The sequence below is a fragment of the Pseudomonas sp. XP2 genome, assembly GCF_053557975.1.
Genome location: NZ_JBNRIK010000004.1, coordinates 289,080 through 299,333, shown reverse-complemented (window position 1 = coordinate 299,333; position 10,254 = coordinate 289,080). Strand labels below are relative to the sequence as shown.

Annotated in this window: 8 protein-coding genes; all 8 read left to right on the top strand. The window is 62.9% G+C overall.

Annotated features, from left to right (window positions below; translation table 11 throughout):
• Window positions 1–323: 323 nt before the first annotated feature.
• Window positions 324–1,748 carry a D-serine/D-alanine/glycine transporter gene (gene cycA, locus ACK1VC_RS07810; RefSeq protein ID WP_145914336.1) on the top strand — a complete coding sequence of 475 codons (1,425 nt, stop codon included), beginning with the start codon at window positions 324–326 and terminating at the stop codon, window positions 1,746–1,748.
• A gap of 93 nt (window positions 1,749–1,841) precedes the next feature.
• Window positions 1,842–3,374, top strand: a complete 1,533-nt coding sequence (locus ACK1VC_RS07805) for a sigma-54-dependent transcriptional regulator (protein WP_145914334.1) — start codon at window positions 1,842–1,844, stop codon at window positions 3,372–3,374.
• A gap of 261 nt (window positions 3,375–3,635) precedes the next feature.
• Window positions 3,636–4,013: a glycine cleavage system protein GcvH gene (gene gcvH / locus ACK1VC_RS07800; RefSeq protein ID WP_023047041.1), complete on the top strand. Its 378-nt coding sequence runs from the start codon at window positions 3,636–3,638 to the stop codon at window positions 4,011–4,013.
• Between the two features lie 15 nt (window positions 4,014–4,028).
• Window positions 4,029–6,899: an aminomethyl-transferring glycine dehydrogenase gene (gene gcvP / locus ACK1VC_RS07795; protein WP_449117933.1), complete on the top strand. Its 2,871-nt coding sequence runs from the start codon at window positions 4,029–4,031 to the stop codon at window positions 6,897–6,899.
• Between the two features lie 63 nt (window positions 6,900–6,962).
• Window positions 6,963–8,216 (top strand): serine hydroxymethyltransferase, encoded by a 1,254-nt coding sequence (gene glyA, locus ACK1VC_RS07790; protein ID WP_016486217.1) that lies wholly within the window; start codon window positions 6,963–6,965, stop codon window positions 8,214–8,216.
• A gap of 68 nt (window positions 8,217–8,284) precedes the next feature.
• A complete protein-coding gene (gene lipA / locus ACK1VC_RS07785) occupies window positions 8,285–9,253 on the top strand; it encodes a lipoyl synthase (RefSeq protein WP_191087531.1) in 969 nt (322 codons plus the stop codon).
• A 252-nt stretch (window positions 9,254–9,505) separates the two neighbouring features.
• Window positions 9,506–9,646 carry a hypothetical protein gene (locus ACK1VC_RS07780; RefSeq protein ID WP_016486219.1) on the top strand — a complete coding sequence of 47 codons (141 nt, stop codon included), beginning with the start codon at window positions 9,506–9,508 and terminating at the stop codon, window positions 9,644–9,646.
• A gap of 88 nt (window positions 9,647–9,734) precedes the next feature.
• Window positions 9,735–10,241, top strand: coding sequence for a peroxiredoxin (locus ACK1VC_RS07775; RefSeq protein WP_191087532.1), 507 nt, complete (start codon window positions 9,735–9,737; stop codon window positions 10,239–10,241).
• Window positions 10,242–10,254: the final 13 nt, after the last annotated feature.

The window sequence follows — 10,254 nt, the reverse complement described above, 5'->3', positions numbered from 1 at the left end:
GGCCGCTCCCACAGAGGCCAGTCCAGGCCATGAGATTGGACTGAATGCGCTCCATTGGAATGATTTCGATACAGGTCGTGCAAGGACAGCGCTGGCGATGCCTTGGGCTGTTCAAGGGCCTGATTGACACAAATAGATGGAGTGACTTCTTTACAGCCGGTCCAGCCCTTTTCGCCAGAACCCCTCTAACTCGCAGTATTTGCGCTTGGCACAGACCTTGCTCCCCCACCTTGCACTCGCTCGGCACTGAACGTTGTTCATCCGGTCCCGAGGGTTGAACTTGTGACGTTATAAAAACAATTAAACCAGCAAGGTACATAACAATGACTAACTTGCCGCACGGTCACTGCCCGCCTGAAGGTGACGCACACGCACTCAAACGCAACCTGTCCAACCGCCATATCCAGCTGATCGCCATCGGCGGTGCCATCGGCACCGGCCTGTTCATGGGTTCTGGCAAGACCATCAGCCTGGCTGGGCCTTCCATCATCTTTGTCTACATGATCATCGGCTTCATGCTGTTCTTCGTCATGCGCGCAATGGGCGAGCTGTTGCTGTCCAACTTGCAATACAAATCGTTCATCGACTTTGCTGCTGACCTGCTAGGGCCGTGGGCGGGGTTCTTTACCGGATGGACCTACTGGTTCTGCTGGATTGTCACCGGCATTGCCGATGTGATTGCCATTTCTGCCTATACACAATTCTGGTTCCCCGACATGCCATTGTGGATACCGGCGCTGACCTGCGTGGGGCTGTTGCTGACGTTGAACCTGATGACCGTCAAGATGTTCGGGGAAATGGAGTTCTGGTTCGCCATGATCAAGATCGTGGCCATTTGCGCGCTGGTCTGCACCGGCTTCTACATGGTGGCGGCGGCCTATCAGTCGCCGGCCGGGCATGCCGCAGCGCTGGCCAACCTGTGGAACGACGGCGGGATGTTCCCCCACGGCGCCATGGGCTTTTTCGCGGGCTTTCAGATAGCGGTGTTTGCCTTCGTCGGCATCGAGCTGGTGGGTACGACTGCGGCCGAAACCAAGAACCCGGAGCGCAACCTGCCGCGGGCGATCAACTCGATTCCGGTGCGCATCATCGTGTTCTATGTGCTGGCGCTGATCGCCATCATGGCCGTTACCCCGTGGCGTGAAGTGGTGGCCAACAAGAGCCCCTTCGTCGAGTTGTTCGTGCTGGCCGGCCTGCCGGCAGCCGCAGGCATCATCAACTTCGTGGTACTGACCTCGGCCATGTCGTCGGCCAACAGCGGCGTGTTCTCGACCAGCCGCATGCTTTACGGCCTGGCGATGGACGGTGATGCGCCTGGCAAGTTCGGCGCACTGTCCCGCCGTGCCGTGCCCTCCAATGGCCTGATCTTCTCGTGTATGTGCCTGACCGGCGGGGCGCTGGTGATCTACCTGGTGCCGAACATGCTCGATGCCTTCACCCTGATTACCACGGTATCGGCACTGCTGTTCATGTTTGTCTGGTCGATCATCCTGCTGTCGTACCTGGCGTACCGCAAGCAGCGCGACCCGTTGCACCAGGCGTCGAAGTACAAGATGCCGGGCGGCACCGTGATGTGCCGGGTATGCCTGGCGTTCTTCGCCTTCATCCTGGCATTGCTGGCATTGGAGGCCGACACTCGCATGGCGTTGTACCTGGTGCCGGTGTGGTTTGCCGTGCTGGGCCTGGCGTACCGGTCCATCCGCCAGAAAAAACAGGCGACGGCGCAGTTGTCGTTTGACGCTGATTGACCGGCCCATTCATGTGTTGCCCAAGGGGACGGCGCGCTGCGCTGTCCCCTTGTTGTCTTGTTGCCAAACAGGGATTTTGGCTGAGGAGCTTAGATGAGAATCCACGTCAATTTTGTCGACCGTGTCGGCATCACCCAGGAAATCCTGTCGCTGCTCGGGGCGCGCAACCTCAACCTGGACGCGGTGGAAATGATTCCGCCGAATGTCTACATCGATGCCCCGACGCTGTCCCCGGTCGTGCTGGATGAACTGTATGCCGCCTTGTTGGGGGTGGACGGTGTGCAGGAGGTGTCGCTGGTCGACTTCCTGCCCGGCCACCGCCGGCGCTTGCAGCTGGAGGCCTTGCTGGCCGCCATGAGCGACCCGGTGCTGGCAGTGGACCCCACTGGCCATGTGCTGCTGGCCAACCCGACGCTGGTCAGCCTGGTGGGCCACGAGCCGGCGGGTGAGCCGTTGAGCAAGCTGTTTGCCGAGCCGAACCTGGCGCAGAACCTGATCGACAAGGGTTTTCGCCTGCCCATGTGCGAGGTGAGCTTTCAGGACCAGTCCCTGCTGCTGGAGGCCACGCCCATCAGCGGCGGCGGCGAAGGCCTGGTGGGGGGCTTGCTGACCCTGTACCCACCCAGCCGCATCGGCGAGCGCCTGGCCTCGCTGCTGCATGACAACGGTGAAGGGCTTGGGGCGTTGCTGGGGGAATCGGCCGCGCTGCAGGCCCTCAAGGCGCGCTTGCACAAAGTGGCGAGCCTGGAGGCGCCGTTGCTGATCCAGGGCGAGACCGGTACGGGCAAGGAGCTGGTGGCCCGTGCCTGCCATGCGCTCAGTGCCCGGCGCGATACGTCATTCCTGGCGCTGAACTGCGCAGCGCTGCCTGAAAGCCTGGCCGAAAGCGAGCTGTTCGGCTACGCCGCCGGCGCCTTCACCGGCGCCCAGCGCGGTGGCAAGCCGGGCCTGTTGGAGCTGGCCGATGGCGGTACGGTGTTTCTCGATGAAGTGGGCGAGATGTCGCCCTACCTGCAGGCCAAGCTGCTGCGCTTTCTCAACGACGGCAGTTTTCGCCGGGTGGGGGGTGGCAACGAGGTGCGGGTGAATGTGCGGGTGGTCTGTGCCACCCACCGTAACCTGGAAAACATGGTGATGGAGGGCAGTTTTCGCGAAGACCTGTACTACCGGCTGAACGTGCTCAACCTGAAGGTGCCGCCCCTGCGCGAGCGCGGCAAGGACATTCTGCTGCTGGCCGAACATTTCCTGCGCCAGGCCTGTGCGCAGATACAGCGCTCACCCTGCCGCCTGGCGTTGGCCACCCATCCGCTGCTGTTGGGCAATCGCTGGTCAGGCAATGTGCGCCAGTTGCAGAACGTGATTTTCCGCGCAGCAGCCATCAGCGAAGGCGAGGTGATCGACTGCGACGACCTGGAACTGGCCGGCACCGCATTGAGCAGTCAGCAGGCCGAGGGGGCGGAAATCGTCAGCCTGGAGGCCGCCGTGCAGGCCTTTGAAAAGGCCTTGCTGGAGAACTTGTACCAGAGCTACCCCTCAACCCGGCAACTGGCCGTGCGGCTGCAGACTTCCCACACGGCCATCGGTCAGCGCCTGCGCAAGTACGGCATCGCCAGCCGGGTCTCGTAGCTGACCCGGTTCGAATGCGCTCCACTGGAGTGATTGCGCTCCGTTTTGCTGTGGAGCCCGCATCCAGTGGCGGGCCCCACAATCGATGATTGCCGGGCGCTGGCGGTGGAGCGAATACGCTCCGCTGCAGGTACTTCGAAACATTCGATCGCATGCTCCAAGCTACTGATAAATATAGAAAATACTGAGTTGGCATCGCCCTTGCTCTTGTGTCTGGCAGTCCCGCACAGGGACCCACCCGATAACAAGAGAGGAACGTCCATGAGCACTCTGCGTTTTACGCCCGAACACGAATGGCTGCGTCTGGAAGCGACCGGCGAGCTGACCGTTGGCATCACCAGCTATGCCCAGCAGGCGCTGGGTGACGTGGTGTTCGTGCAACTGCCGGAGCCTGGCGAGTACGGGGAAGGCAATGAAGTCGCGGTGCTCGAGTCGGTAAAGGCCGCCAGCAACATCACCATGCCGGTGAAAGGCACGGTGGTGGCGGTTAACCAGGCACTGGCCGACGACCCTGAGCTGATCAACGCCTCGCCCATGCAGGACGGCTGGTTCTTCCGTATCCAGGCCAGCAACCCTGCTGACCTCGATAGCCTGATGGACCAGGACGGCTACGACCGCTTCCTGGCCGACAACGCCTGAACCGGGGTGGCCGCCATGAACAACCCGTGTATCCCGCTGGGCACGCTTGATGAATTTGTTGCCCGTCACATTGGCCCGCGCGAAGGCGATATCGCGGCCATGCTGGCGCTGACCGGCCATGATTCGCTCGACGCGCTGGTCGACAGCGTCATCCCCGCCAGCATAAAAGGCAGCAGTGTGCTCACGCTGACCCCGGGGCAGGGCGAGGCAGAGGCGCTGGCCGCACTCAAGGCGATTGCCGCGAACAACCAGCTGTATCGCAACCACATCGGCCAGGGCTATTACCCTTGCCATACCCCGGCTCCGATTCTGCGCAACCTGCTGGAGAACCCGGCCTGGTACACCGCGTATACCCCGTACCAGCCGGAAATTTCCCAAGGCCGCCTGGAAGCACTGCTGAACTTCCAGACCCTGATCAGCGACCTGACCGGTATGGAAATCGCCAACGCCTCGTTGCTCGATGAAGCCACCGCTGCCGCCGAGGCCATGACCTTCTGCAAGCGCCTGGCGAAGAACAAAGCCCCGGCGTTCTTCGCCTCCCGCCATTGCCACCCGCAAACCCTCGATGTGTTGCTTACCCGTGCGCGGCCACTGGGTATCGAGGTGGTCATCGGTGATGAGGCGGCGCTGGAGGGCCAACCCCTGGACGGCTATTTCGGCCTGCTGTTGCAGTACCCGGCCAGTACCGGTGCAATTGTCGATCACCGCGCCCTGGTGCAACGCGCCCATGCAGCGGGCGCGCTGGTTTCGGTATCCGCAGACCTGCTGGCCCTGACGTTGCTTGCGCCCCCGGGGGAGTGGGGCGCAGACGTGGTCATCGGCAGTGCCCAGCGCTTTGGTGTGCCACTGGGTTTCGGCGGCCCGCATGCGGCGTACTTTGCCACCCGCGATGCGTTCAAGCGCGACATGCCCGGCCGCCTGGTCGGCGTGTCCATCGACCGCTTCGGCAAACCGGCACTGCGCCTGGCCATGCAGACGCGCGAGCAACATATCCGCCGCGAGAAAGCCACCAGCAACATCTGCACCGCACAAGTGCTGCTGGCCAACATCGCCAGCATGTATGCGGTTTACCACGGCCCCCGAGGCCTGGCACAGATCGCCCGGCGGGTGCATCGCCTGACGGCGATCCTGGTGCAGGGGTTGCGCCAGCTTGGGCATCATGTCGAACAGGCGCACTTCTTCGACACCGTCAGCGTGGTAACCGCCAGGCCGTTGGCCGATGTGCTGGCGGCGGCCAACGCTGCCCGGCTGAACCTGCGCCTGATCGACGACGTTCGGGTTGGCGTCGCGCTGGATGAAACCTGCGAGCAGCAGAGCGTCGAGGCCCTGTGGCAGGTGTTCGCGGGCGCCGGGCAGGCGCTTCCGGAGTTCGCCGCTTTGGCTGCCGACGGTGCCGATTGCCTGCCGTCGGTGCTGCTGCGTGACACGCATTACCTGCAGCACCCGGTGTTCAACCGTCATCACTCTGAAACCGGGCTGATGCGCTACCTGCGTCGCCTGGGCGACAAGGACTTGGCCCTGGACCGCAGCATGATCGCCCTGGGCTCATGCACCATGAAGCTCAACGCTGCCAGCGAGATTATCCCGATTACCTGGCCCGAGTTCGGCGCCCTGCAACCGTTCGCCCCGGCCAGCCAATCGCTGGGCTACCGTCAACTGACCGATGAGCTGGAGGCCATGCTGTGTGCGGCCACCGGGTATGACGCCATGTCGTTGCAGCCCAATGCCGGGTCCCAGGGCGAGTACGCCGGTCTGCTGGCCATACGCGCCTACCACGCCAGCCGTGGCGAGGCCGGGCGTGATGTGTGCCTGATCCCGTCGTCGGCCCATGGCACCAACCCGGCCACGGCGCAGATGGCCGGCATGCAGGTGGTGGTGGTCAACTGCGATGAGCGCGGCAATGTCGATGTGACCGACCTGCAGCACAAGGCCGAGCAACACAAGGCCAAGCTGGCGGCCCTGATGATTACCTACCCCTCGACCCATGGTGTGTTCGAAGACGGCATCACGCGAATCTGCGACATCATTCATGCGTGTGGCGGCCAGGTGTACCTGGACGGCGCGAACATGAACGCCATGGTCGGGCTGTGTGCGCCCGGCAAGTTCGGTGGCGATGTGTCGCACCTGAACCTGCACAAGACCTTCTGCATTCCCCACGGTGGCGGCGGCCCCGGCGTCGGTCCGATCGGCGTCAAGGCGCACCTGGCGCCGTTTCTGCCGGGGCACGGCCACCTGCCCAAGCAGCAGGGTGCGGTCAGCGCGGCGCCGTATGGCAGTGCCAGTATCTTGCCGATCACCTGGATGTACATCCGCATGATGGGCGGGGCAGGGCTCAAGCGTGCCTCGCAGCTGGCGATCCTCAGTGCCAACTACATTGCCCGGCGCCTGGAAGAGCACTACCCGGTGCTGTACACCGGCGAGAACGGCCTGGTGGCCCACGAGTGCATTCTTGACCTGCGCCCGCTCAAGGACAGCAGCGGCATTGGCGTCGAGGATGTGGCCAAACGGCTGATCGACTTTGGCTTCCATGCCCCGACCATGTCCTTCCCGGTGGCCGGCACGCTGATGGTCGAGCCGACCGAGAGCGAGTCCAAGGAGGAACTCGACCGCTTCTGCGCCGCGATGATCTGCATCCGAGAAGAAATTCGCGCGGTGGAAAACGGCACCCTGGACGCGCTCGACAACCCGTTGAAGAACGCCCCGCACACTGCCAGCGAACTGGTCGGTGAATGGGCCCACAGCTATAGCCGCGAACTGGCGGTGTACCCGCTTGCCGACCTGCGCGAGAGCAAGTATTGGCCGCCGGTGGGGCGCGTGGACAACGTTTACGGCGACCGCAACCTGGCCTGCGCCTGCCCGCCGCTGTCGAGCTATCAAGACGCCTGACCCTGCTGACCCGGAGCCGCTCCGGGCCATATTTGCCGACCAGACAATCAAGGAATCACACCCATGTTCCATAAAAGCCTGACCCTGTCCGATTTCGACCCTGCGCTGTCCGGGGCCATCCGCCGCGAAGTGCAACGCCAGGAAGACCACATCGAGCTGATCGCTTCGGAAAACTACACCAGCCCGCAGGTGATGCAGGCCCAAGGGACCGAACTGACCAACAAGTACGCCGAAGGCTACCCCGGCAAGCGTTATTACGGTGGCTGCGAGCATGTCGACGTGGTCGAGCAGTTGGCCATCGACCGCGCAAAACAACTGTTCGGTGCAGGTTATGCCAACGTCCAGCCGCATTCTGGCTCCCAGGCCAACGCTGCGGTCTACCTGGCCTTGCTGCAAGCCGGCGACACCCTGTTGGGCATGAGCCTGGCGCATGGCGGCCACCTGACCCACGGTGCCAAGGTGTCGTCCTCGGGCAAGCTGTACAACGCTGTGCAATATGGCATCGATGCCAACGGCATGATCGACTACGACGACGTCGAGCGCCTGGCCGTCGAGCACCAGCCGAAGATGATTGTGGCGGGCTTCTCGGCCTATTCGAAAACCCTCGACTTCCCGCGTTTTCGGCAGATCGCCGACAAGGTCGGGGCCTACCTGTTCGTCGACATGGCCCACGTCGCCGGGCTGGTAGCGGCGGGGTTGTACCCCAACCCGCTGCCGTATGCCGACGTGGTCACCACCACCACCCACAAGACCCTGCGCGGGCCACGTGGTGGCCTGATTCTGGCCAAGGCGGACCCGGAGCTTGAGAAAAAGCTCAATTCGGCGGTGTTCCCGGGCGGGCAGGGCGGGCCGCTGATGCACGTGATCGCGGCCAAGGCGGTGTGCTTCAAGGAAGCTTTGGAGCCTGGCTTCAGGGACTACCAGCGCCAGGTCATCAGCAACGCCCAGGCCATGGCACAGGTGTTCATGCAGCGGGGCTTCGACGTGGTTTCGGGCGGCACCGACAACCACCTGTTCCTGGTCAGCCTGATCCGCCAGGGCATTACCGGCAAGGACGCCGATGCTGCGCTGGGGCGTGCGCACATCACGGTGAACAAGAACGCCGTGCCCAACGACCCGCAGTCGCCGTTCGTGACCTCGGGCCTGCGCATCGGCACCCCGGCGGTGACGACCCGTGGCTTTAAGGAAGCGGAGTGCCGTGCCCTGGCGAGCTGGATCTGCGACATCCTCGACCACCTCGGTGATGCTGACGTCGAGGCCCATGTGGCGGGCCAGGTCTCTGAATTGTGCAAGCTGTTCCCGGTATATCCGGCCTAGCAAATGGGGCTGCAAAGCAGCCCCTGTGATGCTGTCGGTCAATATCAGCCCAGAGCCAGGAGCCAGCCATGCCAACCGAACAACTGCAACACACACCACCGCGCCCGCAGCCGTTGCAGGCCGGGGTAAAACTGCGCGGCGCCGAAAAGGTGGCGCGTATCCCGGTGAAAATCCTCCCCACCGAGGATGTGCCACGCAAGCCCGACTGGATCCGCGTGGCCATCCCTACCACGCCTGAGGTAGCGCGGGTCAAGGCCCTGCTGCGCAAGCACAAGCTGCACAGCGTGTGCGAGGAAGCCGCCTGCCCGAACCTGGGCGAGTGCTTCTCTGGCGGCACGGCGACATTCATGATCATGGGCGACATCTGCACCCGGCGGTGCCCGTTCTGCGACGTCGGCCATGGTCGGCCCAGGCCGCTGGACGTCGACGAGCCGAAGAACCTGGCCATCGCCATCGCCGACCTGGGCCTGAAGTACGTGGTGATCACTTCGGTGGACCGTGACGACCTGCGCGATGGCGGCGCCGGGCATTTTGCCGATTGCCTGCGCGAGATCCGCAGGCTGTCGCCGGGCATTCAGCTGGAAACCCTGGTGCCCGATTACCGCGGGCGCATGGAGGTGGCCCTGGCCATCACCGGGCAGGAACCGCCAGACGTGTTCAACCACAACCTCGAAACCGTGCCGCGCCTGTACAAGGCGGCCCGGCCGGGCTCGGATTTCGAGTGGTCGCTGGACCTGCTGGAGCGCTTCAAGCAACAGGTACCGAGGGTGCCGACCAAGTCCGGGCTGATGCTCGGCCTGGGCGAAACTGATGAAGAAGTGATCGAAGTGATGCAGCGCATGCGTGAGCATCAGGTCGACATGCTGACGTTGGGGCAGTACTTGCAGCCGTCACGCAGCCACCTGCCGGTGCAGCGCTTTGTGCACCCGGACACCTTTGCCTGGTTTGCCGAGCGGGGCTTGGCAATGGGGTTCAGAAACGTGGCGTCCGGGCCACTGGTGCGTTCGTCCTACCATGCTGACCAGCAGGTGCAGTGAGCGGAACGGGTCGTTGCCGGTTGAGCGTTGTGCGCTGATCGCGGTAAAAAAAAGGGAGGGAATTCAAAGTTGGCATGAAAATCTCATGTACAGCGCTTGGCATGCGATTTTCGTAACCTTGCGTTCACCCTCCATGGACAAAAACAACAGGGGGCTTACATGAGTTGTCTGATTTGCGCAGGGCAGGCGCAATCCGTTGAATGCACCCATGGATGGGAAGAGCGGCATTGCTCCCAGTGTGGATGTTACCGAATGTCACAAGCGCTCATCCTGGTGATGATGGAAGAGGGGCAGATTTTCGATACGGCGCGCATGCGGGAATGGCTGGCGGCTCGGCGCGTGCTGGTGCCTGTTCCTTCCATCGATCATACCCAGGCAATATTGGCGCGTTGAACGCATGTAGCCGCGGGCATGGTGTACCTGGCTTGGTGGACTGCGGCATCATAGCGTGCCCGGCCATCAACGCACCCAGGAGACCACGATGATCAGCACTGGCGATCTATTGCCCGACGTTACGCTGTACGCGTACAACAATGACGAAGGCGCCTGCGCGATCGGGCCGAATGCCTTTTCCGTTCACGAGCGCTGCAAGCATAAAAAAGTGGTTGTTTTCGGTTTGCCCGGCGCGTTCACGCCTACCTGTTCCGAACGCCACGTCCCAGGTTATGTGGCTGAGGCACAAGCGTTGTTCGCCGCGGGCGTTGACGAAATCCTCTGCGTGTCCGTGAACGATGCGTTTGTCATGAATGCCTGGGGCAACAGCCTGCAGGTGGGCGAAAAGGTAAGGATGATTGGCGATGGCAACGGCGAATTCAGCGACGCACTGGGCTTGATCCAGGACCTGTCCGCGCGTGGATTGGGGCGCCGTTCCCTGCGTTATGCCATGGTTGTCGACAACCTGGTGGTCAAGCACGTTGCTGTCGAAGCGCCTGGCCAGTTCGAGGTCAGTGATGCAGCGAGCGTGCTGGCGGCGTTGCGTCAGTTGTAAGCACCAGGCCTTT